24 protein-coding genes are annotated in these 25,106 nt (G+C 40.8%); 16 read left to right on the plus strand and 8 right to left on the minus strand.

Features of this window, described 5'->3' with window-relative positions; genetic code table 11:
• Window positions 1-11: 11 nt before the first annotated feature.
• From FFR60_RS20925 to FFR60_RS20960, 8 genes are all read right to left on the minus strand, one after another.
• Window positions 12-260 carry a hypothetical protein gene (locus FFR60_RS20925; protein ID WP_249355057.1) on the minus strand — a complete coding sequence of 83 codons (249 nt, stop codon included), beginning with the start codon at window positions 258-260 and terminating at the stop codon, window positions 12-14.
• A 43-nt stretch (window positions 261-303) separates the two neighbouring features.
• A complete protein-coding gene (locus FFR60_RS20930; protein ID WP_137665674.1) occupies window positions 304-1,152 on the minus strand; it encodes an Rpn family recombination-promoting nuclease/putative transposase in 849 nt (282 codons plus the stop codon).
• A 439-nt stretch (window positions 1,153-1,591) separates the two neighbouring features.
• Window positions 1,592-1,690: a type I toxin-antitoxin system Fst family toxin gene (locus tag FFR60_RS20935; RefSeq protein WP_260455862.1), complete on the minus strand. Its 99-nt coding sequence runs from the start codon at window positions 1,688-1,690 to the stop codon at window positions 1,592-1,594.
• Window positions 1,691-1,792: 102 nt separating this feature from the next.
• Window positions 1,793-2,365: a hypothetical protein gene (locus FFR60_RS22850; RefSeq protein WP_212741914.1), complete on the minus strand. Its 573-nt coding sequence runs from the start codon at window positions 2,363-2,365 to the stop codon at window positions 1,793-1,795.
• A 116-nt stretch (window positions 2,366-2,481) separates the two neighbouring features.
• Window positions 2,482-2,865 (minus strand): hypothetical protein, encoded by a 384-nt coding sequence (locus tag FFR60_RS20945; RefSeq protein WP_137665676.1) that lies wholly within the window; start codon window positions 2,863-2,865, stop codon window positions 2,482-2,484.
• A 66-nt stretch (window positions 2,866-2,931) separates the two neighbouring features.
• Window positions 2,932-3,144: a DUF2922 family protein gene (locus tag FFR60_RS20950; protein ID WP_137665677.1), complete on the minus strand. Its 213-nt coding sequence runs from the start codon at window positions 3,142-3,144 to the stop codon at window positions 2,932-2,934.
• A 17-nt stretch (window positions 3,145-3,161) separates the two neighbouring features.
• Window positions 3,162-3,368: a hypothetical protein gene (locus tag FFR60_RS20955; protein WP_088935660.1), complete on the minus strand. Its 207-nt coding sequence runs from the start codon at window positions 3,366-3,368 to the stop codon at window positions 3,162-3,164.
• A gap of 282 nt (window positions 3,369-3,650) precedes the next feature.
• Complete coding sequence (locus FFR60_RS20960) at window positions 3,651-4,376, minus strand: hypothetical protein (RefSeq protein WP_137665678.1); 726 nt, start codon at window positions 4,374-4,376, stop codon at window positions 3,651-3,653.
• Window positions 4,377-4,936: 560 nt separating this feature from the next.
• Between FFR60_RS20960 and FFR60_RS20965 the strand changes: the two genes are divergently transcribed.
• From FFR60_RS20965 to FFR60_RS21040, 16 genes are all read left to right on the plus strand, one after another.
• The gene (locus FFR60_RS20965; protein WP_137665679.1) at window positions 4,937-6,052 is read left to right on the plus strand and encodes a tyrosine-type recombinase/integrase; all 1,116 of its coding nucleotides are present in this window, start codon (window positions 4,937-4,939) and stop codon (window positions 6,050-6,052) included.
• A 366-nt stretch (window positions 6,053-6,418) separates the two neighbouring features.
• The gene (locus tag FFR60_RS20970; protein ID WP_137665680.1) at window positions 6,419-7,066 is read left to right on the plus strand and encodes a WxL domain-containing protein; all 648 of its coding nucleotides are present in this window, start codon (window positions 6,419-6,421) and stop codon (window positions 7,064-7,066) included.
• 65 nt (window positions 7,067-7,131) lie between these two features.
• Window positions 7,132-8,178, plus strand: a complete 1,047-nt coding sequence (locus FFR60_RS20975) for a WxLIP family cell surface protein (protein WP_249355059.1) — start codon at window positions 7,132-7,134, stop codon at window positions 8,176-8,178.
• 5 nt (window positions 8,179-8,183) lie between these two features.
• Window positions 8,184-8,540: an LPXTG cell wall anchor domain-containing protein gene (locus FFR60_RS20980; protein ID WP_137665681.1), complete on the plus strand. Its 357-nt coding sequence runs from the start codon at window positions 8,184-8,186 to the stop codon at window positions 8,538-8,540.
• Entirely contained in the window at window positions 8,527-11,817 is a 3,291-nt protein-coding gene (locus FFR60_RS20985; RefSeq protein WP_137665682.1) for a hypothetical protein, read from the plus strand. Before FFR60_RS20980 ends, FFR60_RS20985 begins: the two co-directional genes overlap by 14 nt.
• A 21-nt stretch (window positions 11,818-11,838) precedes the next feature.
• A complete protein-coding gene (locus FFR60_RS20990; protein WP_088935666.1) occupies window positions 11,839-12,069 on the plus strand; it encodes a hypothetical protein in 231 nt (76 codons plus the stop codon).
• 203 nt (window positions 12,070-12,272) lie between these two features.
• Window positions 12,273-13,013, plus strand: coding sequence for a helix-turn-helix domain-containing protein (locus FFR60_RS20995; protein ID WP_137665683.1), 741 nt, complete (start codon window positions 12,273-12,275; stop codon window positions 13,011-13,013).
• Between the two features lie 19 nt (window positions 13,014-13,032).
• Window positions 13,033-13,749 (plus strand): helix-turn-helix domain-containing protein, encoded by a 717-nt coding sequence (locus FFR60_RS21000; protein ID WP_137665684.1) that lies wholly within the window; start codon window positions 13,033-13,035, stop codon window positions 13,747-13,749.
• A gap of 247 nt (window positions 13,750-13,996) precedes the next feature.
• Window positions 13,997-20,629: an InlB B-repeat-containing protein gene (locus FFR60_RS21005; protein WP_171004996.1), complete on the plus strand. Its 6,633-nt coding sequence runs from the start codon at window positions 13,997-13,999 to the stop codon at window positions 20,627-20,629.
• Window positions 20,630-20,899: 270 nt separating this feature from the next.
• Window positions 20,900-22,153 (plus strand): Abi family protein, encoded by a 1,254-nt coding sequence (locus tag FFR60_RS21010; RefSeq protein WP_137665686.1) that lies wholly within the window; start codon window positions 20,900-20,902, stop codon window positions 22,151-22,153.
• Window positions 22,154-22,661: 508 nt separating this feature from the next.
• A complete protein-coding gene (locus FFR60_RS21015) occupies window positions 22,662-23,519 on the plus strand; it encodes an Rpn family recombination-promoting nuclease/putative transposase (protein ID WP_249355060.1) in 858 nt (285 codons plus the stop codon).
• 39 nt (window positions 23,520-23,558) lie between these two features.
• Window positions 23,559-23,753 carry a hypothetical protein gene (locus tag FFR60_RS21020; protein WP_137665687.1) on the plus strand — a complete coding sequence of 65 codons (195 nt, stop codon included), beginning with the start codon at window positions 23,559-23,561 and terminating at the stop codon, window positions 23,751-23,753.
• 45 nt (window positions 23,754-23,798) lie between these two features.
• Window positions 23,799-24,041, plus strand: coding sequence for an RpnC/YadD family protein (locus tag FFR60_RS21025; protein WP_137665688.1), 243 nt, complete (start codon window positions 23,799-23,801; stop codon window positions 24,039-24,041).
• A gap of 45 nt (window positions 24,042-24,086) precedes the next feature.
• Window positions 24,087-24,293 carry a hypothetical protein gene (locus FFR60_RS21030; protein WP_137665689.1) on the plus strand — a complete coding sequence of 69 codons (207 nt, stop codon included), beginning with the start codon at window positions 24,087-24,089 and terminating at the stop codon, window positions 24,291-24,293.
• A gap of 162 nt (window positions 24,294-24,455) precedes the next feature.
• Window positions 24,456-24,689: a type II toxin-antitoxin system RelB family antitoxin gene (relB, locus tag FFR60_RS21035; protein WP_088935677.1), complete on the plus strand. Its 234-nt coding sequence runs from the start codon at window positions 24,456-24,458 to the stop codon at window positions 24,687-24,689.
• Window positions 24,679-24,951: a type II toxin-antitoxin system RelE family toxin gene (locus FFR60_RS21040; protein ID WP_137665690.1), complete on the plus strand. Its 273-nt coding sequence runs from the start codon at window positions 24,679-24,681 to the stop codon at window positions 24,949-24,951. The genes relB and FFR60_RS21040 overlap by 11 nt, the downstream gene beginning before the upstream one ends.
• The last annotated feature ends 155 nt before the right edge of the window (window positions 24,952-25,106 follow it).

Genomic DNA, 25,106 nt, shown 5'->3' on the forward strand with positions numbered 1-25,106 from the left:
CAGGCGGACAATCACTTATGTTCACTTTCTATCTTTTTGATCGTTTCAAGGTCTAATTCCGTAGCTTCCACGATTTTCTCTATAGGAAAGTTCATCTTGATCAATCGAAGAGCAACTTTTCTCTTCACTTCCTCAATCCCTTGTTTAAACCCTTGTTCAAATCCTTGTTTAAACCCTCGTTCAAAGCCTTCCACAAATCCTTGCATTCGAGCGGTAGAGATTACGGCATCATTGATGGCTTTTGACTTATTGATCTTCATAATCATCTCTTTTTTCCTTTCTGAGTATGTGATGGGCGGACAATCACTTATGTTCACTTTCTATCTTTTTGATCGTTTCAAGGTCTAATTCAGTAGCTTCTACGATTTGCTCTATAGGCAAGTTCATCTTGATCAGCCGAAGAGCAACTTTTCTCTTCTCTTCCTCTCGAGCGGTAGAGATTACGGCATCATTGATGGCTTTTGATTTATTGATTTTCATAATCATCTCTTTTTCCTCCGATCCTAGACTGTAATAGTCCACTTTTTGTTTGGCTTTTTTTATATAGTCGGGTGCGTTGGCGAGAGTCTCGCCAGTTTTTAGAAAGTGCTGCCAGTGGTGGATAGCGCTTTGGCTCTTTCTATTATTATTTTTCAGGCTAAGGAAGCATAGGAGCAACAGTTCTTTTCTATTGGTTCCAAGAAACGGCTGATTTGTCTGCTCGTTTAATAAGCGGAAAAGCTGCAATGCGTCTTGTTTTTGGTCAAATAAGTGAAAGTCCACGATATTGATACCATAGGCAGGGCACAGGGCGGAAAAATTATTGTCTCGAATAAAATCATTGGTTTCAAGATTGCCAAAGGGGCTGCAAAAGGCTTCTGCTAAGTAAAAAATCGAACGTTCGCGAAAGTAGGCATGAGGCTGAATTTGGCATTCGAGCGTCGTGTGACTGCCATCTTCTCCAATGGCCAAGATGTCTACTTCAGTTCGTAAGATATCCATTTCTTCAAAGGCTTTTTTATAGCTGTCAATATGATACGTTTCTTTTGGCGTAAGGGTCTGGAATTCAATACCTAGCAGGTCTTTGACAAAGGCTTTAAGGATAGACGAGGAATCTTCTGAGGTCAATAATTTTTTGAAAAGCAGGTCGTTTGTTGGTAAAAATTTTTGCATTTTTTTCACACCTTTCAGATAGCAAGAATCCATACTGAAAGGCGGTTTCTCCCTGTATTATAGCATGGTGATTCAGTGACTATCAAAATTCTTTCACTCTAAGATACGTAAACGAATGGAGATAACTGCCAAAGAAAACCACGAAACTTACCCCTGCAATCAACCGATCGCAGGGGATATTCTCGATCCCTAAAGAGTATAAATAGCCTTGGTACCAATGATTCTGGTGTCCAGCTTTACGAACTCGCTTTCTCGCCGTTAATTAGGAAATCATTTTTCAAAAAAAGAGTCCGATTACCATTGCATCACGCGAGTCATCCATCAATCGATGCGGCTAAATTTTCGCCAAGAATTTAGCCGCATTTTCGCTGACAAACCGTTTTTCTAATCACGCCTTAGCGTGATTAGAAAAACTGGCAAAGCCTTCCTTATGATGTCGTCATGGATCTCGTCCGCCCAGCCAATGATTGACCAGAGCGATGACCAATCCCACAAAGAGGGGAGCGAGGACATATCGGATCAGCTCGCTCATAAGCATCACCTCCTTTTTCCGTGTGGGAGGATGACGACACGAGTTACCTACGCTTAGTCGCTGTTAAGAAGGAAAGTATTCAGTTAGTTCTTATTAGTTAGATGCGCCTCAAGAAGAGTCGTCGTCGCCGTCTTTTTGCTTGCCCCAGATGCGTGCGATCAAACGTTTGAGGTGCCCGATTTCCTGTTGTGATCGCTGATTCGGGGGCGCGCCGGAATTTTCGGCGAGTCGTTCCTTTTCACGTTCATAGTCCTTTTTCCGCAGGGTCGACTTCAAGTCTTTTGCGGGCATGGCAGACTGGACCTGCGCGGGTTCCTCTGCCATAGGAAGTGCTGATTTCGCCGCTGTTGGGAGTTCGACAGGGTGTTTCTGACCATCAATCGTGTGCTTTTCTCCGATTTGTGGTGATTGAATTCTTAATGAAAGAGGGTTATTTCCCGTTTCTGCCGAGTCTCTCAGCTTTTGCGCCAGCATCGTTCCTGTTGGTGTTAATGGTGATTTGGCAGGGGCGGCGGCCTTTGGTTCTTTTTCTTTATCGAAAACTTCGCGATCATAGGTGGTGACGATCCTGCCTGTGACCACAGTATCAAATAGTTTTACGCCGTCTTTTTCAAAAATATCTAGTTGAGTTAATAGTTCGCAAGCTTCTTTGAGCTGCGGTCCGGGTAGATCGGCATTCACATTTTTATAGGTCCAGTCGTGCTCTTGGCCGAGGCCATTCGTGAAGGTGGTGACTAAATCATGGGTCATCTTTCTACTTTCCTTTCTTCTTTTTTTATGCGTAGGTAGGTTTACTCTCAAGGTTCATTCGTTTCATCAGGACGGACTTTTGCAATTAAGGAACGGACAAGGGACTTGGCTTTTTCGCCAAAGTTACGGACAGGGAATACTTTTGAAGTCAGCGAGCGCCATTCAGGTGCCATGAAATAATCCTTAAAGTAATAAAAGAACCGCTTCATGGTGCGCGTCGCCTTGGTATTCATAAAGATATCGCGGACAAGGTCCTTTAGAATGAAGGCAAACTCCTCCGCACCAAGCTGGAACCGTACACGTAATGCCAAGATATATTTGATCGTTAAGCTGCTATTTTGCGTTTGATAATAGTAATTGGTAATGCGTTTTTCTAGTGTTGTTGATTTAAGATTGAACAATTGTCGGCAAGTCAGAGTTTGTTCATTCATAGATTCTTATCCTCCTTTTAGTTAGTAGAGGAAGGCGGGGGTTAGCCGCCCATCCTCACATGCTGCTTAAAATACGATACGTTCGACAGTTTCGACAAATTTGGCGCTGGTGACTTGATCGAATAACTTGTCGCCATTTTTATCGAATAGGTTTAAGAGAGTCAATCGCTCTAAGGTGCCCCGCACCTCATCGTTGGATTTGTTGTCGTCGGCATTCGGATAGCTCCATGTTTGGGAACGCCCGTTTTTGGTTTTAAAGATCGCTACTAATTTTTTCATCTACACTTTTCCTCCTATTATTTACTCACTCGTGATTGGCTGGTGATGATTACGCCGTCTAACAATGTGCCTTCTGCGTCGAGTTCCTTCATAAGCTGTCCTAGTTTTAGGATCTCTGCTTCATCTGGGTTATCGACGACATTTTGGAACGTGACTTTCTTTAACTTCTCCACTCCAGGTACTGAGAGCTGCACTTGTAATTTGGTACTTAATTTTTGAATCATTGTAACGCCTCCATGTGTTTGAATTTTTTTGTACCGGCCGGTGACTAAAGAATAGCCGAAAGTCAAAAAAACCACGATGTCCAAAATCGATGGCAGATGTCCAATTTCGAACTTTTAGGCCTTAGAAACGTTGAGTTACCGTTTTGAACCCCTGTAATTGGACATTTTTGCCGCTAATTGGAACTTGCGTTTTTTTCTCATTTATGCTACAGCCGCTTCAATAAAAAAAGCCCACAAAAAAAACTGGACGAAAAATCGTCCAGTTAAGCTCGTGCATTTATATTAATTCCATGATTCCCAAGACGTATTCTCAGGCTCATCAATCAATTCATCGTAGTAATGAAGAAAGCGGGCACGTTGATAGCGCCGATTGACCTCGCCAGCTTTGGTGGTAAATTGCTGGAGCATTGGGCGCTTTCTCAAGCTGTTGCCAAAGGGGGTTCGATGCAGCTTTAAATAATCCTTAGGAGCCCCACCTAATGTGGACTGGTAAAACGAGTCTTGCCGGACCGCCGCTAAGACAGCACAGGCGATCTCCGCGCGTAATAAGATGGCATACCGTCGGATCGGTACAGTGAGCATGAGCCCAGCCACCATCTCAGCGTAAAGCAAGATACCAGAAGTCGATATATCTCTAATTTTTAGCGGATTGATCCAGACAGTATGTCGCACACTCTCTAGCGGAAATAGGGCAAAAAAAGGACAGATCCACGGTGACTTGTATTTCCCAAAGCTGCCAATGTCCTTGAGAACAGAAGAAAAAATACTATAATCAGGAAAACAATGCGCAAAGGCAAAGTGACGCAGGGTATTCAAGGCGCTCTGCGTGTTATAAAAGCAGCCCTTCTCAGTAAATACTAAGACACCCTTTCGATCAGGCAGGGGAATGATGCAGTTGATCTCGTGCTTCTCTAAAGGATCAAAGGCGATCGCCTCCGCAAGATAGCGCTCCCATAATTGTGACCACTTTCGGTCATCTAACACTTCTAATTGATGCTCGTCATTCATTTGTAACTCCTCCTAACAATAATTATTAAATAATAGTTCCACTCAAATTATACGACGAAAATAAATAGAAAAACGTGCTGTTTTTTATAAGGCAAACTATGGAAAATCGAAAATTTCTAATAATCTTGTTATAATTTAATGAATTAAAAAAGGAGAAACATTTTCGTTTTTATAACCAAATTGACATAATTAAAACCGGAAAAAGGGCGTCCACTCATTAAAAACTGAGTGGACGCCCTTTGCTTATGTAGAGGGTATTGTTTGACTAAATTATTATTTCCATATAATGTTTTTTCGTAGTTTATCTAAAACTATGAACATTATTCTTTTATAATCTGTTCTCAATTAACAAAAAAACGAACTGATTTGATTTAATTATAGAATATAGGAAAAGAATAATCAATATATTTTGTAAAAATCATCTTAAAAGAATAAATTTAACGTTTCATAATTGAATTTTTCTATAAAACTCAGTTAGAAGTAAGACAAACAGAAGAAAATATCTAGTTATTGACCGTCAATTGAGCCGTCAAAATAAGAAAAGATTTAAGGAGAGAATTATGCGCAGAGGCGAAAATATTTATAAAAGAAAAGATGGACGTTGGGAAGGACGCTACAAGAAAGGAAATAAACCCAACGGACGAATCAAATATGGCTATATCTATGGAAAGACCTTCAGTGAAGTACGATCAAAGCTCTATGCAATGAAAGCTTATTACCAGACCCACCAAGAACTATATGGCGGTGCCTGCATCCCATTAGAAGAATGGGGACACCATTGGTTAAACGAAATCCGACAACAGGTGAAGCACTCAACGTTTAATTCCTACTACTTTAAGCTGACAACATACGTTTTTCCTTATATCGGAAACATCGATCTCAATGAATTAAAGCTAGAGAATGGGAAATTCCTCGTCAACAAGTGGATAGAAAAAGGTCTGGAAGTATCAACGATGCAAGTCATTTTAAGAATCACGAACCAATGTTTATATGGAGCCCAAGAAAAAGATTACCTAAAACAAAATCCTTTTCTACTATTAAAACTGCCGAAAAAACGAAAAAAACTCATCCGTGCATTAACGTGGGATGAACAAAATGAACTAGAGAAAGCCGCGCTATCAAGAAAGAATCACACAGGATTACCAACCTACTTAGCACTGCACACAGGACTAAGAATCGGGGAGATCGCGGCACTAAAATGGAGCGACATTGACTTTGACCGTAATATCATCACAGTCAATCAAACCTATCAACGTGTCGCCCTTAGAAAAGGAGATCAGAAAACCCAACTAATCTTTGGCTCAACGAAAACAGAATCCGGCACACGCTCTGTCCCAATCGGTAAACCTTTGCGAAAACAGCTATTCAAGTACAGTAAAAAAGCAACAGGAAAATACGTCTTCTCTACCCAAGGCAAACCTGTGGAACCAAGATTATTGACCTATCATTTCCATCAGATACGAAAACAATGCGGACTAGAAGACATTCATTTCCATCAACTACGCCATACCTTTGCGACGCGCTGCCTAGAACCGCAAAACGATATTAACTCAGTCAGCGCTATGCTGGGGCATAGCTCTACCCAGTTGACCTTGGATACCTATGCGGATTCTATGATGGAACAGAAAATAAAAGTCATTTACCAGATGGAAGCCGCCATGTGTGAGCGAAAATAAAGCATAAATAATTGAAAAATTTTTCAATCCCCGAAATTCTGCCTCCCTTTTTTTCTCACTCCGAGTAAGCGCTTACTAAAATAAATTATTCCTTCAATCCGTATATTTTAAATAATTTTAAATTAAAGAATCGGAGTCCGCTGAACGCAAAATTCACAGACACTTTATGCGCCGTCATTTGCCGTCAGAGGGGGGCTGTGAGGGGCGGTTTCATCGTTTTTTTATGAGGGTTCATAGTTTTAGATAAACTACGCAAAAAAAGTAATCCTAACTTAACAAAAAAAGTTCTAGTTATCCCAATATCAAATGTACCACTTTTGTACATTATAGATATAAAAAATTAAATTATATTAAGGAGAGAAAGAGATGAATAAGAAAAGATTAGTTGCTGGTTTATTAACTAGCGCGACAGTAGTAGGTTTATTTGCGGCAGGAGGAACCACTTTTGCGGCAGAAGTAGATAGTGCTGAATCAGAAGTAGGAATTGGGTTTAGCAATCATAGTCCAGGTGTAAATCCCGGACCATTAGAAATCAAATGGGCGCCTATTAATTTGAATTTTGATGATTCAAATGATTATACTCAAACATCATTTAATGAAGTAACCGGATCAAAAATGTATACAGTTGTCAGTGATACTCGTGGGGGCGGAACTGACAAATGGGAACTAAATGCAAAACTTGGCAATTTAATGAGCGGCTCAACTCAACTAGTTGGTGCACAACTTGAGTTTGATGCTTTGAAACAAGGGTATACAGGAACGGCTAAACCAGAACTACCCGGATCAATCATCGCACCAACAGGTTCCGCAGCAGTTACAGCTGCTAACTTCACACTGAGCCAAGGTGCTGCAGCAACAAAAGTGATGGAAGATGGTACTGGCGGAACGGGTACTTTCCAAGGCGCAAGTGCAATGGAAATGTCTAACATTAAACTGAATGTTCCATCAAATGTAGTCAATGCTGGTAAAGAATTTACTGGTAAATTAACTTGGTCATTGGATGACACTCTATAAGAAATTAAACGAAAAGAGGAGCAGGAGGGCGTCTCCTCTCCCCTTTTTTGTTGAAGGAGGACGCCATGACGATGCGAAGTAAACTTAGAAAACTCAGGTTTCTTCTATTACTAGTAGTTGGGACTTTATTTGTTTCGATGACAACTTATGCAGCAGAGGATTCGAAAGATCCGGCTGGCTATACCGTTGAAAGTATCATCTCAGAGAATCAAGTGGACAAAACAAAAACCTACTATTATCTATCAATGGAACCGAAACAAACCCAAACGATCCAAGTTAAAGTCATCAGTACGAAAAAAGAACCGGTGACAGTTAGTTTGGCAGTTCATGATGCCGTCAGCAGTTCCGTAGGTGCGATTGACTATGCGAATCCGAAGCCAAAGCTGGATCGAAGCTTAAAAAATCCGATCACAGACTTGGTGAAGATCAAAGACAATGTCAAAGAGGTAACGGTTCAGAACTTTGAGGAAAAGATAGTTGAGTATGAGATTTCAACACCGAAAAAAGATTTTACCGGAGTAAAGCTTGGTTCCTTACGCTTTGTTCGTAAAAACGAGAAGTCGGAACAAAATAAAAATGGACTGACCTCAGAATACGCGCGCGTAATCGCGTTGATGCTGACAGAAGATGAGGAAACCTTCAATCATGGAGCAGAGCTTCATTTGAAAAAGGTTGGTCTGAATCTATCGAACGGACGAAAAGTGATCGCGGCGAATATCCAGAATGATCAGCCGAAGGTTTTACAGGAAATGAAAATCAACGGTCAGATTACTCGTAAAGGAAAGTCCGAGGTTTTAGCCAAACATAAAATGGAGAATTTCTCTGTGGCTCCAAATTCTAATTTCAACTTTGAGATTCCGTTAGGTCTTGAGAATTTCCAAGCCGGAACCTATGTGTTTACGGGTGAAGCCAAAGGGGATGGACGTACGTGGAAATGGAAAGAAACTTTCACAGTTGGTAAAGAACGGGCGGATAAGATCAATGAGGAAACAGTCTTCAAGATTAAGGTTCCGCAATGGGTGCCATGGTCAGCAGGACTTCTGATACTTGCTTTGATCGGATTACTCGTCTTTCTAACGGGTCGTCAAAGGAATTGGTATGAAAGGAAGTGAGGGATGTGAAACATAAAAAGTGGGTATTCTTTCTACTATTATTATGTTTCCTTCTGCCGGTAGCTACTCAAGCAGCAGAGGAGCAAGATATAGAGATTGGGATTGGTTTCAAAGAAGTACAACCATTACCCAAAGAAATACCTGCGACACCAAAGGAGAATGTACTGCCATTGACTTCTGGCGATAAGATATATCAAGCACGAAGGATAAGGGCTTTGCCGAAAACGGGAATGATTCAGACCAGTTGGATAAATGTGATCGGAATTTTTTGTTTAGCGGTTTGGTTCTGGCTGTTTCTATTCTTCCGAATCAGAGAGGACAATGATTCGCAGGAAGGAGGAAATAGGAATGAGACTAAATAAACAAAAAGTTTTCCGTACCGCATTGATGGGATATTTCTTAGCAAGTACCTTTATCTTGAGCGGGGCAGCATTTGCGAACACAGAAGCGAGTGAGGAAGTTAGTACCGTACCAAGTACAACGCAATCAGAAAAAGCAGTTTCTTCCTCTGGACCAGAACTACCGACGCTCAACTCTTCAAAAGAAGATGTTCCAACAGCTTCAACACAAAAGGTCGAAGAACCAAAACGCGAGCTTACTTATGAAGATAATCAAATGTTGGAAGAACCAAAGGCAGACTCGCCAGTTCCAGCAGTTCATTTCCAAGAAAAACAGTTGGAAAATAGGTTAACGATCAAAGGTTCTGTCTCCGCAGGTGAAGAAGTGCGCGAGAATGTACCCAGTCAGACGATTTTATCCGCGTTGATCCTTCAACGCTTGACTGAAGCAGGTACTTGGCAAGAGGTTCATCGTTTTTCAATTGAGGGAAATGGCGTGAACGTAACTGACAGCGCTTTTTCATTTGACTATGAAAAACCAGTAACCGAAACGGGTGAATCAAACTATCGGTTAGCCGCAGACTATACAGTGAAATACTCAGAAGAAGATCAGGAACAACAAAAAGCTTCATTAGACGTTGGTTCTGTGACAAAAGTCAAAGAAGAAGTGCAGGAAAAACCTTCTGAAACGGCTTCTTCGTCGCAAGAAAGTACCACTTCTGAACAGGGAAGCACTGAGGTAACCAAAGAAAATATTGTCGAAAGCAGTGGACCGAAAGAAGACTCGAACGCTGAGGAGCCAATCGTTATCGATCCATCAACAATGGGAACAGGCGATGATAGTCCAAAAACGCTAGGAAACAATAGTCAAATTCCTGCGATGCAGGATAATTATCGTGAGGCGTTTCAACGTGGGCTGGGGATAATGCCGATGGCTTTTGAAACTACAGAACAACCTACTATAAATAGTAAGCAAATAAGCAATCCTGATCCGAACTTCGCTAATATAAATTATCCAGTTATTGATAGGTTGGTTTATACGAAAAAAAATGAAGTAACAATGTTTGCTACATTAAATTGGAGTTTCAGAGGATACGGAACTTTCACTGCTCCAACTTTGGCAGAAGCTGAGAGTAAACTTAACAGTACCCCTTATCAGTTTAGTTTAACAGTAGGAAGTGCTATTGGGACTCCGGCCGTGTATGACTCTAATGGGAAAACCGTAAATGGAAGTCTAACTTTAGGACAAATACCATTAACTAATTCAGCTATTTGTGGACCAGAGAGAATAAAAAATTTATCAAACACCCGAACAGCGGAAATACGTAAAGTAGATTTTTCTGAATGGGAAGTTTGGTCTACTAATGTAACAAAAATAGAGGTAGAAAAAATACCGACTAATAATAATACGAAATTTGAATACTTTCATTACTATCAGTATCCAAGTAGTGCTCAGATTTTTTATACATTTGGAGCTCCTAAAACAACTGATTTAAAATTTGTAGCTCCTCCAAAATTCTCTTCATTTGAAGGAAATGGCTATTCAGCAAGGTTGGAACCTGGAAGTTATACAGGAGACATTTCACAGAAACCCTATGATGGTATCTTACAAGTAAAAGGTAACGATGGTTTATGGAAGAATCATGTTACAGATTTACAACATGATGTTTCGAAGAATGGTTCCTATAGTGGTAAAAACTTTGTAAACGTTCTGCCAGGGACAAATTATGAAGGGAGAGTTATATTGAATGATGTTTTTGATACACAAGTTATATCTGCATCGACTCCCTTTTACACACCCAATAATGTTGAGACGCCGATAGCTGATAATAGCGCATTTGGAGTGCCTACAACTGAAAATGATGCAACAGCAACAATAACTGGTAAGTATATAGTCAGTACAGGAACCAATAAAGCCCATCCTAAAGAAGTTCAGGTAAGGCTTTATAATAGTAATACGGGTATTTGGGATACTGTATCAAGTACATTTACCGTCAATAAAAGCGCGGAAACTGTGACATATAAGTTATTAGGTTTAAAACAAAATTCTACTCAGCGAACAAGATATCGAGTGAAAAATGACAGTGGTGTATGGTCATCATGGTCATCTGAACTTGTATTTAAAACTAAAGGTGTCCCATTAAGGATAAGTAAACCAGTCATTGATGGCGTATTAACTAAACATAATGAAGTTACTATGAAGAGTGGTACTTATGCTGGTCAAACCTCTACAGATCCAACAAAAAAGGATAATGGATACTTATGGTATCAAACAGGAGGAGGAAGTTGGGTACAGGTAACAAATACTCTGCCCTATACACAAACTTTAGGTGGTACTTATAGTGGAAAACAAATACAAGGTTTAGATACAGGGACGGCTTATAAGATACGACTCCTTTTAATGGATTCAACAGATAATTATCAATACGATGAGGCTACTCTAGCTAACAATGAAGTAATAGCACATACAAAAAATACAGTATTGAAACCAACAATTAATACTCATCCTGCCATTAGTAAGTATAACGCTTCTGCCACAATATCAGGTGTCTACGGGATCGGTCCAGCAGGAACAACCCCAGCTCATCCAGATAAAGTGAAGGTTCAAGTTAAACTGGATGGTGCCCCAAATTGGGAAGATGTAGATAGTAGTTCATCACCTAAGCTTGATAGTCAGTCGATTAATACTTCAAGTACAAAAGGAACATTCACTATTAGTAAACTGAAGGCAAGTACGAAATATCATGTACGCTACCAAGTAGAAAATCTAGGTGGTTGGTCAGACTGGTCGGCTTCCGAAGAGTTTGTAACATTAGCGCCACCACCAGCACTGAAAATCATCGACGCGCCAAAACTTGATTTTGGTATGCTGCAAAGCGAGAAATTTACGCAAACCGCGAATCTTTCCGCAGCGAGTCAAAAGAACCACCTGACTGTTGATAATACAGACACGACTAAAGGATGGAAACTGACTGCGGCGTTGCAACAACTAAAACGCACAGATAATCCAAGTATCGTGATGCCTTGGGCGAAATTAACAATGCCAATCAATTTACAAAACTCTATCGATGATGGAGTAACTTGGTCGAATTATGCGACTGGCGTTGATGGTATTCCAAGAACGATGAGTTTCAATTCTGGCGATCCAGCACAGAAATTGTGGGGAATCGTTAATCCAACAGATGCACAAGGCTTGTTCCGAACAGAGATCGATTGGAGCAATGTCGAGCTCGAAGTTCCGGGGAATCAGTACGAGCTTTACGAAGGGAAATTGGTGTGGAGTTTAGACGACACGCCATAGCCAGAAAGGGGAAAGAAAGAGATGACGATTCCAATGTGGCTGGGAGTTTTCGGTGCGATCGCTGTGATCGGATTGATTAGTTTCTTGCTTTTCTTTATCAAGGACAGCCGATTACGAATGGAGTATAAGAAGAAGTCGACGGTGCTGCTGGTTGATTGCGGCCTGCTGTTCATCATGCTGGTAGCGATCGCCGCGGCGATCTTCCTATACCTTGATTGGCAAGCGCAGTTGAATTACTTTTTAGCGAATTAATCCGAGCGCATTTACTATTTACTATAGAAGCGTTCGATCAGTCTAATGGGTGTTTCCCTTTGTTCGACGCGTAACGTTCGTTCAGAAAGTGCTGCTCGCGCTGAATCATCCGTCTGTCTGACATAAAAATAGAGCCGCTCGATCTTTCGGGCGGCTAGTACATATCAACGGGTTGTTTACGCAACACAAGAACGAGGTGGAAAATGAATCGGATTTTGATCTTAACCAGGAATATTTCAGTAGAAAGCTATTTGCAGCAGCAATTACAAAAATTGAATTACGAGGTACTGGTGTCTGTTTCGCTTTGGGAGAATTGGGAGCACTCCCGCAAGTCGGATCACTTCATGGAGTCCTTCCAGTGGATCTTTTTGAGTGAGACGATCTCAGACGCGGAGACGCGGGATTTTGCGGAGCAGTGCCAACAGGACTATCTCGTGCGGATCGTCGGCGAGGAACCTTCCGAGGAGACGGTGTCGGAATGGCGCAGGTGGCGCATTTTCGATTGGCTATTGGCGACGACTTCGTTGGAACGGCTGAGGGAAAAGCTGCTGCATAAGTCCTTGATCCAGCAGGTAGCGTCTACCCAAGGACCAAACAGCGCTACGTTCACATTAAGTCAGAGCAAGAAGGCCTTTCCCTTATACTTTTCAGACATTCATTTTACCAAGCTGGAAAAGGACATCATTCGCCGACTGATCACGTCCAAGAGCCTATCCATGAAGCGCGACGAACTTTGCCGCGGCTGGCGCTCTAAAAATCAAAACTCCAAACTAAGCCAACTGTCCTCATCCGTTACGAAGATCAGGAAAAAAGTCTTCGAAGCCTATGGAATCGAGGAAGCCGTCCACACCATCTGGGGAGAAGGCTATCAGTTGAACGCCTATTTTTACCAATGCCTGCTAAAAGGCGAGCTCCATAACCAATCGCAACGCCTCACTATCTAACGAGAAAGAAGGAATGACCATGAGCCAAATATTACTATTAACCAATAACCCATTAAACGAACAAGCCTTTGAAGAACGCCTGCGCCAGCTCGGACACGAGGTCTTCACCTCAAGACTGATGATCAATCTCTGCCTGTCGCAAAACGCGAACCACGACATCATCCGCATGTTTGATCTGATTATTCTCAGCGAAACACTGGCAAACGCCGAAGTCAAAGAACTCTTAGGCACCCTAAGCACCTGCGCGACTCCGATCCTTAGAAAATCTGACGAACAATTAGAAGACGCGCAGCTCGACGACTGGAAAGATCAAGGCCTGACCGAATGGATCGAAAGCCAGCCCACGCTAGAAGACCTGCGAGAAAAACTCAGCTGCGAAAAAGTCCGCAAAGAAGGCAACATCGTCTTTCTACCGAAAGCCGAAGACAAACGTCCGCTGTCCACCTTCTCACTAAGCAGCGGCGAGGTAAAGCTCTTCCAAGTCCTTTACCAACAACAAAAACAAACCATCCCAAGAGAAGAAATCTGCCTCCGCATGTGGAACCGCGGCAAGAGCAATTCCAGCATGTCCCAGCTTTCAGTGATGGTCAAACACCTAAAGGACAAACTAGCCGGACAAGGTGTGGAAGGACCAATCATCGAAACCTGTTGGGGACGCGGGTATCGGTTGCATGAAGCGGTGTATGAGCAGGTGTATATAGATGGTGTAGAGGAAGTGCTGGTGCAGCAGCAGTAGAGAAGTCGGGTGACTTCTTTTTTTTTTGCAAAAATATTGATTAAAAATAGTTTCTCAATTGATTTTCCAATATTTTAAAAAAATAGAAAAGAAATGGAGAATGATAATTTGAACTTTAATTGTTTAATCACTTATTCATATGGTATAAAATTAAAAATCGGTTATAATTAAGATAGAATAATAACAGGGAAAATAGATAGTTTGTTTAGAAATAAAGTGGAAAAGACAAAGAATCTGGGGGATGGAGATGAACAATAAAAGAATGGGAAAACATGCTGAACGAATCCAGCGATTTGTTTACAAGAAGATCAATAAACAATTGATCAGTGTCGCTGGAAGTGTGCTAATCGTCTTAGGCAGCTACGCGATCGTGCCATTACAAGTATTTGCAACAGAAACAGCAACCGAAGAAGTAGCCCAAGCACAACCAAACACCGCCGCTTTACCTACCGTAGCAAGCAGCGAACTTGCATCAGAAACACCGCCGCCCACCGCAAATCAAGAAGGCGCAGCCCAAGAAACACCACCAACTACAACTGATGATGCCAAAGCCCAAAAAGAAACCGAATCAAAGTCCGCTGATGAAGAAAAAAAATCAGATGAAATGGATCAACAAGCCGACACCGCTAAAACCCGTGCACAACCGCAACCTCGTGCTAATACGACTAGTGAAGGCTGGGAGTATGAAAATCGAGGAACCTATGTAGAAATTACAAATTACACAGGGAACTTGGTGAATATTACCGTTCCGGCGAAGATTGAAGGAAAACCAGTGGAAATTAATTTGGGAACTGTGTTGAAAGAGAAGATGGCGAATGAAAATGAGGCGGTAACGCAAACCTTCAAGATTGAATCGGCTGGTGAAGGGGGGACACCTGTTAAGGTGGTAGGGACGTTTGAGACTCTGTTTGCTCGTTCAGGCGATCCTACAGCTTCTTACTCCAATAACACATTAATCTCAGTTGATTTTGGGAATGCGGATTGTTCGGAAATTAGGGATATGAGCTCTATGTTTGGTAAATGTACTCAGTTGCAAGAATTAGACTTATCTGGCTGGAATACGAGCAAAGTAGTTAATATGTACGCCATGTTTAATGGGTGTACTCAGTTGAAAGACTTAAATTTAACCGGCTGGAATACGAGCAATGTAGAAAATATGAGCGAAATGTTTTTTGATTGTACTCAGTTGAAAGACTTAAACTTATCCGGTTGGCATACGAGCCAAGTTCAGGATATGTATTTGATGTTTTATGGCAGCAACAACCTTTCAACATTGACATTGTCTTCAGATTTTGAGTTTAAAGCTAATACTCGGTTACGTGAGCTTCCTAATGCGACCTCTCGTTGGGTGAAGGATGATTCTGCTACAATGTATGATTCAACAGCTGCTTTCATTACAGCGCATAATGACTTGACTGAACCCGCAACAAATCATACTTATACGATTAAGACTTTAGATAATCCGACTGCTGAAGGATGGGGGTTTGATGATAAAGGAAGCTATATGGAGATTACCTCTTACAATGGTGACCCGACCAATATCACCGTTCCGGCGAAGATTTATGGAAAACCAGTGGAAATTAATTTGGGAACTGTGTTGAAAGAGAAGATGGCTGGTTCGATGGGATCGTCAACAGAAACCTTTAAAATTGAAAGGTCTGGTGAAGGGGAGACACCCGTTAAGGTGGTAGGGACGTTTGAGGGGTTGTTTATGGAAGGAGAATTGAGGCCTAATACGACACTAACTTCTGTTGATTTTGGAAATGCTGATTGTTCGGGAATTAAGGATATGAATTTTATGTTTGGTTACTGTACGGAATTACAAAAGGTAGACCTAGCAGGGTGGGATACGAGCCTAGTTGAGAATATGAGGTATATGTTTACTAACTGTAACCAGTTGCAAGAATTAAATTTATCCGGCTGGAATACCAACAGTGTCCAGACTATGGAACACATGTTCGTTTACAGCGGCAACCTTTCAACATTGACCCTGTCTTCAGACTTTGAGTTTAAAAATGATACTTACTTACGTGGGCTTCCTGATGCGGCCTCTCGTTGGGTGAAGGATGATTTTGTGGAAATGTATGATTCAACAGCTGCTTTCATTGCAGCGCATAATGACTTGGCTGAGACAGCAACAAATCATACGTATAAGATTAAGACTTTAGATAATCCGACTGCTGAAGGTTGGGGTTTTGAAGATAAAGGAACCTATATGGAGATTACCTCTTACAATGGTGATCCGACCCATATCACCGTTCCGGCGAAGATTTATGGGAAACCAGTGGAAATTAATTTGGGGACTGTGTTGAAAAATCAGATGGCAAATGAAAATGGGGCGGTAACAGAAACCTTCAAGATTGAATCGGCTGGTGAAGGGGAGACACCTGTTAAGCTGGTAGGGACGTTTAAGGATTTGTTTGCTCGTCCGATGGGTGGCGGATATTATTCTAATACTACACTCACCTTTGTTGATTTTGGGAATGCGGATTCTTCGGAAATTCAGGATATGAGCTATATGTTTTCTAACTGTAGTCAGTTGCGAGATTTGAACGTAACCGGCTGGAATACGAATCAAGTTCAGGATATGAAGCAGATGTTTTATGGGTGTAGTGAATTGAAAGAGTTAAACGTATCCGGTTTGAATACGAGCAATGTTCAGAGTATGGACTCTATGTTTTCTTATTGTAGTCAGTTGAAAGACTTAAACCTATCCGGCTGGAATACGAGTCAAGTTCAGGATATGAGATCTATGTTTAATGGGTGTAGTCAGTTGCAAGATTTGAACGTAACCGGTTTGAATACGAGCCAAGTTCAGGATATGAGATCTATGTTTAGTGGATGTAGTGAGTTGAAAGAGTTAGATTTAACCGACTGGAATACGAACAAAGTAGAGAATATGAGCAGGATGTTTAATGAGTGTAGTCAGTTGAAAGACTTGAACCTATCCGACTGGGATACGAGCCAACTTCAGGATATGGACGCTATGTTCTTAGACTGTAGTGAGTTGAAAGAGTTAGATTTAACCGACTGGAATACGAGCAACGTAGAGAATATGAGATGGATGTTTGGTGAGTGTAGTCAGTTACAAGACCTAAACTTATCCGGCTGGAATACGAGCAATGTTTTGGATATGGGTCGGATGTTTTATTACAGCAACAACCTTTCAAAGTTGACACTGTCTTCAGACTTTAAGTTTAAGAATGGTCATGAATTACGAGATCTTCCTAATCTCTCAGGAAAAACGACGTATCACTGGGTGAAGGATGATTATGAAGCGGATTACGATTCAACCGCTGATTTTACGACTGCACATAATAATTTAACTGGAGCATCTAAAAATCATGTATACACGATTCAGAAGAAACATAAGGTTTCCTTTGATCTAAATGGTGGAAGTGGCAATACACCTGATCCTCAGTATATTTTTGAAAGTAAATCGGCTGATAAACCTGACTATAAAGGAACAAAAGGTGACCTAATATTTGATGAATGGACATTCAACGGTGATCCGTTCATTTTTGATACGCCAATCACTGAACCTATCGAGTTGACCGCAAGCTGGCGGAAGGCTAGATATACGATCAAGTTTGATGCTAACAAGGGTGAAGGGACTATGAGCGATCAGGAGTTGTCTGTGGATGAAGAGCAGCAACTGCCTGCCAATCAGTTTACTCGTAATGGCTATGATTTTGGTGGTTGGAATAAAGAATCTGATGGCGGCGGAGACAGTTACTCAGATAAAGAAGCGGTCAAAAATTTATCAACAACTGAAGGTGCACAGGTAAAACTTTATGCCCAATGGAACCCGATCACTTATACCGTTACTTTTGATAGTAAAGATGGATCTCAAGTTTCAGATAAAGAGTACACGATCGAAAAAGGAATCGACTCGTTCGAAACACCAACCCGAACTGGCTATACGTTTGAAGGCTGGTATGATGGTGAAGATAAAATAACGAAGATCGAAACCGGCGAAACCGGCAACCGGACGTTAGAAGCCAAATGGAAACTGGAAACGTATAAAGTTACCTTTAATAGTAAAGGCGGCACCTCTGTACCAAATGAAACCTACACGATCGAAAAAGGAATCGACTCGTTTGCTGAACCCCAAAAAGACCATTACACGTTTGAAGGCTGGTATGACGGTGAGGACAAAGTAACGAAGATTGAAAAAGGTGAAACGGGCGACCGGACGTTGATAGCGAAATGGACACCAGTGACGTACAAAGTTACTTTTAATAGCAACGGTGGCACACATGTTTCCGAAAAAGAGTACACGATAGAAACAGGAATTGATACATTTAAAGCGCCAACTCGCACTGGTTATACCTTTGAAGGCTGGTATGATGGACAAACAAAAGTCGAATCAATTCCAGTCGGCGAAACGGGTAACCGGTCGCTAGAAGCAAAATGGAAAATTGAGACGTACACCGTGACTTTTGATAGCAACGATGGTTCAGCCGTTTCACAAAAGACCTACACAATCGAAAAAGGGATCGACTCGTTTGAAACGCCAACCCGAACTGGCTATACGTTTGAAGGCTGGTATGATGGTGAAGATAAAGTAACGAAGATTGAAAAAGGTGAAACGGGCGACCGGACGTTGATAGCGAAATGGACGCCAGTGACGTACAAAGTTACCTTTGACAGCGCCGGCGGTTCACAAGTACAAGAAAAAGTGTATACGATCGAACAGGGCATTGACAAATTTGTTGAACCAACAAAAGCCCATTACACGTTTGACGGCTGGTATGACGGTGAGGATAAAGTAACGAAGATCGAAAAAGGCGAAACGGGTAACCGTACGTTGATAGCGAAGTGGACACCAGTGACGTACACCGTTACTTTTAATAGTAACGGCGGCACCCTTGTATCAAATAAAACCTACACGATCGAAAAAGGGATCGACTCGTTTAAAACGCCAACACGTTCTGGCTATACGTTTGAAGGCTGGTATGATGGTGAGGAAAAAGTAACGAAGATTGAAGACGGCGATACGGGCAACCGAGCGCTAGAAGCTAAGTGGAAAATTGAGACGTACACAGTTACTTTTGATAGCAACGATGGTTCGTCCATTTTACCAAAAACTTATACGATCGAAAAAGGGATTGCCTCGTTTGAAACGCCAATTCGTTCCGGCTATACATTTGAGGGTTGGTACGATGGAGAAGACAAAGTAACAAAGATTGAAGACGGCGAAACAGGCAACCGGACGTTGATAGCGAAATGGATACCAGTGACGTACAAAGTGACCTTTGACAGCGCCGGCGGTTCACAAGTACAAGAAAAAGCGTATACGATTGAACAGGGCATTGACAAATTTGTCGAACCAACAAAAGCCCATTACACGTTTGACGGCTGGTATAACGGTGAGAAAAAAGTAACGAAGATTGAAAAAGGTGAAACGGGCGATCTTACCTTGATAGCAAAATGGACACCAGTGACGTATAAAGTTACTTTTAATAGTAACGGCGGTTCACCAGTACAAGAAAAAGCGTATACGATCGAACAAGGCATTGACAAATTTGCAAGCCCAACCCGAACTGGCTATACGTTTGACGGCTGGTACGATGGAGAAGAAAAAGTAACAAAGATTGAAGACGGCGAAACGGGCAACCGAGCGCTAGAAGCAAGATGGAAACTGGAGACGTATAAAGTAACCTTCGACAGTAACGGCGGCTCAAAGGTCTCCGAAAAAGAATACACAATCGAAAAAGGAATCGACTCGTTTGTTGAACCAACAAAAGCCCATTACACGTTTGACGGCTGGTATGACGGAAAAGAAAAGGTAACGAATATTAAGGAAGGCGAAACAGGCAACCGGACGTTGATAGCGAAATGGACGCCAGTGACCTATAAAGTAACCTTCGACAGCGCCGGCGGCAATGCCATCGATCCAATGCCGTATACAATAGAAGAAACTATTTCAACGTTGCCAACGCCTACCCGAAAAGGTCACAAGTTTATGGGCTGGTTCGAAGGTGAAAATCTAGTGACTGAGATCCCAATTGGTGGAACGAGCAATCGTACGTTGACCGCGAAATGGGAGATTATTACCTACACGATTACTTTTGAGGGCGAAGTGCTTAGTCCGATCACGTACACGATTTCAGATCAATCGATTGCTTTACCTGATGGACCAGAACGAGCAGGTTATCGTTTCTTGGGCTGGCTGGTCAGTGAAGACAAGCTGAATCGTAGTACCCAAAGTACAAATTCTATCGTTCGCAGTTTGGCAGCTGGTACGATCGGAAACTTGCGGTTAACGGCACAATATGAAGCGATCAAGTATACGGTGACCTTCGACAGTGCAGGTGGCAGCGCCATTGATCCAATTTCGTTCACCACTGAAAATTCTGTTACTAAATTACCAGAACCAGGACGAATCGGCTATCGATTCTTAGGCTGGTATGACGGTGAAACGAAAGTGACGGAGCTGCCGAAAGGAACGATCGGCGACAAAACCCTAACCGCCAAATGGGAAAAAATCAAGTCAATAGAAGTCATCGGAAATATCCTAAAAGAAGAAAAGCAAAAGAACCGCAAGGAACAGGATTACACCGAGGACAGTTGGAAAGTGTATCAAGAAGCCAAAAAAGCTGCCGAGGATTTACTGAAAGAAGTCAATCCTGATCCACTTAAAGCCGAACAGATATTGGCGAAGCTGCAAGCCGCGATCAAAGGACTAACTTTGAAAGACGCGACCGCACCAACACCTGTGGGAACAACGAATATACCAGTCAGTAAAAAGGTGTATCCAACAGCCCAAGCGAAACAATATCCGCGGACAAACATGATTACAACCATTTGGCCGGGATTCATTGGAACTGGGTTAGTTGCGGCAGTCATTGCTTTGATTAAGAAGAACAAGAAGTAGAATGATTTAGAGAAGGGCCTGGGACGTGTGTCTCAGGTTCTTTTTTGATTTAAAATGAATAATTTAAGCTTTAGCGAGATACCATGGAGAAGGGAAAACAATAATGGTAGAATATGGAGACAATAACACCATTTCAGTAGTCAAAATGATAACTGTAAAATTCTGAGGAGAATGATAGACATCACTCTATAATCAAAATCAACTACAGTGAATAAAAAATAATTGTCTAGTTTTACGGTTATATCTTAAAAGACAGGAGGGGTATATCTATTGACTCGGGAAAAAGAGTTTACTGATCTGAAAAGGCAAATTGAGATCCAACAAAAAGACAGACTTCTTGGCATTGGTGATACGAATAAAGCAGAAAAATATTTTGCCACCAAGAATTATTTCAATGTTATCAATGGTTTTGAAAGTTTGATACTAGATGATTCAGTTCAGAATCAAAAAGTTTATTCTAAAGGTAAGAATATTAAAGATTTTTACAGGGTAAATAAATTGGATAAACGTATATCTGAGCAATTGTTTCTCCAAATATCAAATGTAGAAATCGAACTCAAAACACGAATTGCATACTATTTTTGTGAAAAATACTGCCAAAATGGTGTACAAGATAATTTGAGATATCAGGATATTAATTGCTATACGTTACCATCAAGGAGTACTGGGAAACCAAAATATACAAGAAATTTTTATCAGCAAAGAACGAATCGACGCACTGGATCACGGGAAGTCAATCCGAAATCGAGTCATAAATTATTTACAAAGCATTCAATAAATATTGAAACTAATAGATTAAAATTTACCGGTAGTGTTACTCCAAATGGAAGCGATTATTATTTAAAGGGAAGTTTTTCTGGAACTATTAAAGGATTGAAGACAAATGTCTTTAATGGCACCTTGAAAGTATCTGCAAATAGGAATCCTCAGATAAACTTACCAAATGGAACTGTTACTGATTTTATGTTAAGCGGTGTCTCGGGCAGATTTGAAAATAGTTTATCTTACAGTGATTTTTGCAAAATCAAATATCCTTACATTTCGAGTTACAAAAAGCCTCCATTCTGGGTAATTATAAATACTTTGATGGTATTTGAGCTTATCGTATTATTTCATGGATTAGATCATGATATCCAAAACAAGATTGTAAATAATATGGGAGATTTTAATATCAATAATGGAGGAAAAGAAGAGTTTATTTTATGTCTAGAGGTACTTAATGAATTGAGGAATGTTACTGCACACTATGGATTGGTCAGTCGTTATCGTACAGGAAGCAATATGACAATTGTCAGTACACTGATTCAGCGATTAAACCTGTCTCCGAAAACAACTGATAAAGTGATTCGATTTTATGATGTAATTAAAGTGCTTAGTCTGTTTAATACATTTTCACCGAAAAAGATTCAGAAACTTATGATAAGGTATTTAATCACCAATCAAGTACTATTGAAAAACGATATCAACCAGCGATTCTACAAACGGATAGGGGCCATTGGAGTATCTCCTTGGATTTCGATTTAGAAATTAAGGGATTTGCAAATGCGATTATTTGATGATATGATGTACACACAATATACGAGAGCCACGACGGCGTGTGTACTTTGAAAGAGGTACACTAAAGTCAGGAAGGAGGAGCTTAGGCTCTTCCTTTTTTTAATTTTTTTTTCGAGGTAAGAAAAGCGATGCTTTTGTACATTAATTTAGGTATCTTGATAATAATTCCGATCATCTAGCAGGAGAATTTTAGTTGATTTATTTAAAATATTTTTACCCATTTTCACGTACCTTATCAGTGAAGAACTTTGATAGTACGCCATTTCCCATGCTATAATAAGGGCAAGAAAAGCCTTTTCAGCAGAATGCGACTATCTGGAAAGGTGCGAAAAGATGAAGAAGTATTTACCCACAAATGACCTATTTAGAAAAGTGGAGCGAACTCGGTCAGCTCTTGAACAATAAGACTAAAATTTTGATAAATTGCTCCTCAAATTTAACAAAATTTTCGCTTATTGCTTCAAAGAGCTTGTTCGTGCAACTAGACATGTTTAAGAAGATGTTGACCTCCGAAGATTCCCTGCATATCCTCAAAGCCTTTGTGAATGACCTTTTAGAAACGGATTTCAAAGAACTGCAACCCAAACAGACTTATCACATTGACAGCTATATCAGTAATTACGAAAAAGCACAACAAAAACCGAAAATCCAATATACCGAAGTCGATATCCTAGCAACAACGGAGGACGGCACCAAGACGACGATCGAGTGTCAGATCCAGCATCACGATCATTTCAACTCGCGAGCGCTGTTTTACTTGATCGAAGCTTTTCGTTCCTCATTAGGCAAAAAGAAAAGCAAAAACATTATCAAGGATAATCTGTTTTCAAGTTTGCATCCGGCTTACGGAATCAACATCATTGATTTTCACTTAGCTGATGCGCAAGGAGATGCCTTGCGACGCTTTCGACTACTTGATGAAAAGACCCAGCAGCCATTTTTGGGAGACCAAGAAGAAGAGCTGTTGATCCTATGTTTTCTTAGTCTGAAAAGTAAAAATATTCAGCCAAACTCCGCCGTGCACCACTGGCAAACATTCCTGAAAACCGGTGAAGTCGCCGCAGAAGCTCCCGAATATATCAAAGAAGCCAAAAAACGAATCGACTTTTACAACCTAGGAAGGGAGGAACAAAAAATGATTATGAAAATAGATAAAGCCGAAGCTATTAGTAATGCGGTCATGTCTACTAAAGTGAGAGAAGGAATGGAACTTGCGAGAATTGAGAACGCTCAATCAATGTTGAAAGACAATCTCCCTTTAGAAACGATCTCCAAGTATTCCAAATTAAGTATCGAGAAGCTGGAAGAGTTGAAAAGAGAGCAGGAGCAGTAGGCTGTTTGATTGAAAAGAGTGTCAAGGAAGGGATAAAAAATGAACAAAGCCGAGGCTATTAGTAACGCAGTTATGTCTACTAAGTTGAATCAGGGCAGAAGAGAAGGGCTGGAACTTGGGATAATTAAGGTGTCTCGATCAATGTTGAAAGACAATCTTCCTTTAGAAATGATCTCCAAGTATACCGGTTTGAGTATTGAGAAGTTGGAAGAATTGAAAAAAGAGCAGGAATAGCAATCATCTGTTTGATTGAAAAGAGTGTCAAGGAAGGGATAAAAAATGAACAAAGCCGAAGCTATAAGTAATGCGGTTATGTCAACTAAATTCAGAGAAGGTTTTGAGGAAGGATTTAAAGAAGGATTCAGAGAAGGGTTCAGAAAAGGAATCAGAGAAGGAAGGGAACTTGCGAGAATTGAGGTCGCTCACTCAATGTTGAAAGACGAACTTCCTTTAGAAACGATCTCGAAGTATTCCAAATTAAGCATTGAGAAGCTGGAAGAGTTGAAAAGAGAGCAGGAATAGCAATCATCTGTTTGATTGAAAAGAGTGTCAAGGAAGGGATAAAAAATGAACAAAGCCGAGGCTATTAGTAACGCAGTTATGTCTACTAAGTTGAATCAAGGCAGAAGAGAAGGAATAAAGGAAGGTAGAGAACTTGAGAAAATTGATTTTGTCCGAGCAATGTTAGAAGATGGTCTTCCTTTAGAAACGATCTCTAAGTATTCCAAATTAAGCATTGAGAGGCTGGAAGAATTGAAAAAAGAAAATGAGTAATTATACTGTCCGAATGATAAACTCGGATAAATCTGATTCAAAAAATCAAACAATCCAGTCTAAAAACTCAATTTCAGAAGATCATGGAAACGTTAAAAGAGCCCCATATTAACCAACTAAATCATTTGAAAAGTTAAAAACTAATCAGGAGGGAGGAGTAGAATGTCTCAATCAACGATTACATTTAGAATTCCCGATGATGAAAAAGAATTAGTATCGGAATACGCAAAGGTGCATAATTCTTCATTGACAGAACTTTATCGGAATGCCGTACTTGATAAAATTGAAGATGAAATCGATTTGAAAACATTGCAGAATGCGATTAAGATCTCCAAAGAGAAAAAAGAAATGGGCATTTCTCAAGATGAGATGGAAGAGTTACTAAATGAAGTATAGAGTTATTTATATGCCACAAGCACAGAAGCAATTGAAGAAAATGGATAGAAACCAAGCCACGATTATTGTTGCGTGGATCAGAAAAAATTTAGAAGGAACAACAGACCCACGTCAACACGGAAAAGGATTTACTGGAAACCGAAGTGGGGAATGGCGTTATCGCATTGGAAACTATCGAATATTAGCTGTTATTCGTGATTCTGAAATTGTGATAGAGGTATTTTCAATTGGTCATAGAAGTGCCATTTACAAAAAGCAATGATAGTCTCGCAATTGCTGTGGTTACTGGGTTTGTCTCAACAGTGAAATAATCGATTAATGGCTGGATTTCATAGAAAAGGGGTTTGTCAACTAAACTGTGGAAGTTAATTAATTAAGTTTTCTAGTAAATAGCCTCTCACAGTATTTTTAAGCAAC

Source organism: Enterococcus hulanensis (genome assembly GCF_005405485.1).
Classification (GTDB): domain Bacteria; phylum Bacillota; class Bacilli; order Lactobacillales; family Enterococcaceae; genus Enterococcus_A; species Enterococcus_A hulanensis.

Coding starts and splice junctions, on each gene's coding strand:
- FFR60_RS20925 (WP_249355057.1), bottom strand. CDS start 260: ATGAAGATCAATAAGTCAAAAGCCATCAATGATGCCGTAATCTCTACC.
- FFR60_RS20930 (WP_137665674.1), bottom strand. CDS start 1,152: ATGCAAAAATTTTTACCAACAAACGACCTGCTTTTCAAAAAATTATTG.
- FFR60_RS20935 (WP_260455862.1), bottom strand. CDS start 1,690: ATGCTTATGAGCGAGCTGATCCGATATGTCCTCGCTCCCCTCTTTGTG.
- FFR60_RS20945 (WP_137665676.1), bottom strand. CDS start 2,865: ATGAATGAACAAACTCTGACTTGCCGACAATTGTTCAATCTTAAATCA.
- FFR60_RS20950 (WP_137665677.1), bottom strand. CDS start 3,144: ATGAAAAAATTAGTAGCGATCTTTAAAACCAAAAACGGGCGTTCCCAA.
- FFR60_RS20955 (WP_088935660.1), bottom strand. CDS start 3,368: ATGATTCAAAAATTAAGTACCAAATTACAAGTGCAGCTCTCAGTACCT.
- FFR60_RS20960 (WP_137665678.1), bottom strand. CDS start 4,376: ATGAATGACGAGCATCAATTAGAAGTGTTAGATGACCGAAAGTGGTCA.
- FFR60_RS20965 (WP_137665679.1), top strand. CDS start 4,937: ATGCGCAGAGGCGAAAATATTTATAAAAGAAAAGATGGACGTTGGGAA.
- FFR60_RS20970 (WP_137665680.1), top strand. CDS start 6,419: ATGAATAAGAAAAGATTAGTTGCTGGTTTATTAACTAGCGCGACAGTA.
- FFR60_RS20975 (WP_249355059.1), top strand. CDS start 7,132: ATGACGATGCGAAGTAAACTTAGAAAACTCAGGTTTCTTCTATTACTA.
- FFR60_RS20985 (WP_137665682.1), top strand. CDS start 8,527: ATGAGACTAAATAAACAAAAAGTTTTCCGTACCGCATTGATGGGATAT.
- FFR60_RS20990 (WP_088935666.1), top strand. CDS start 11,839: ATGACGATTCCAATGTGGCTGGGAGTTTTCGGTGCGATCGCTGTGATC.
- FFR60_RS20995 (WP_137665683.1), top strand. CDS start 12,273: ATGAATCGGATTTTGATCTTAACCAGGAATATTTCAGTAGAAAGCTAT.
- FFR60_RS21000 (WP_137665684.1), top strand. CDS start 13,033: ATGAGCCAAATATTACTATTAACCAATAACCCATTAAACGAACAAGCC.
- FFR60_RS21005 (WP_171004996.1), top strand. CDS start 13,997: ATGAACAATAAAAGAATGGGAAAACATGCTGAACGAATCCAGCGATTT.
- FFR60_RS21020 (WP_137665687.1), top strand. CDS start 23,559: ATGAACAAAGCCGAGGCTATTAGTAACGCAGTTATGTCTACTAAGTTG.
- FFR60_RS21025 (WP_137665688.1), top strand. CDS start 23,799: ATGAACAAAGCCGAAGCTATAAGTAATGCGGTTATGTCAACTAAATTC.
- FFR60_RS21030 (WP_137665689.1), top strand. CDS start 24,087: ATGAACAAAGCCGAGGCTATTAGTAACGCAGTTATGTCTACTAAGTTG.
- relB (WP_088935677.1), top strand. CDS start 24,456: ATGTCTCAATCAACGATTACATTTAGAATTCCCGATGATGAAAAAGAA.
- FFR60_RS21040 (WP_137665690.1), top strand. CDS start 24,679: ATGAAGTATAGAGTTATTTATATGCCACAAGCACAGAAGCAATTGAAG.